The following is a 744-nucleotide window of genomic DNA, read 5'->3' as shown; positions in this document are numbered from 1 at the left end:
TACTTACTGGTATTCGGAGTTTGCAAAGGGTTGGTAAGTCGGGATGACCCCCTAGCCTTAACAGTGCTCTACCCCCAGTAGTATTCGTCCGAGGCGCTACCTAAATAGCTTTCGGGGAGAACCAGCTATCTCCGAGTTTGATTGGCCTTTCACCCCTAGCCACAAGTCATCCGCTAATTTTTCAACATTAGTCGGTTCGGTCCTCCAGTAAGTGTTACCTCACCTTCAACCTGCCCATGGCTAGATCACTCGGTTTCGGGTCTAATCCTAGCAACTATGACGCCCAGTTAAGACTCGGTTTCCCTACGGCTCCCCTAAACGGTTAACCTTGCTACTAAAATTAAGTCGCTGACCCATTATACAAAAGGTACGCAGTCACCCAACAAGTGGGCTCCTACTGCTTGTACGTACACGGTTTCAGGTTCTATTTCACTCCCCTCACAGGGGTTCTTTTCGCCTTTCCCTCACGGTACTGGTTCACTATCGGTCAGTCAGGAGTATTTAGCCTTGGAGGATGGTCCCCCCATGTTCAAACAGGATATCACGTGTCCCGTCCTACTCGATTTCACTAATAAAGCGTTGTTGGTTACGGGGCTATCACCCTGTATCGCGGTACTTTCCAGAACCTTCACCTAACGCTGAACTAACTTAAGGGCTAATCCGGTTTCGCTCGCCGCTACTACCGGAATCTCGGTTGATTTCTCTTCCTCGGGGTACTTAGATGTTTCAGTTCCCCCGGTTCGC

General features: G+C 49.7%; 1 rRNA gene. It reads right to left on the bottom strand.

The window, feature by feature from the left end:
- A 23S ribosomal RNA gene (locus tag PMAL9190_RS19945) occupies window positions 1-744 on the bottom strand; the annotation flags it as partial.

This window comes from Photobacterium malacitanum, from assembly GCF_900185615.1.
Lineage (GTDB): Bacteria > Pseudomonadota > Gammaproteobacteria > Enterobacterales > Vibrionaceae > Photobacterium > Photobacterium malacitanum.
Note: the sequence above shows the minus strand (reverse complement) of the source record. Positions and strands in the feature narration are given on the sequence as shown.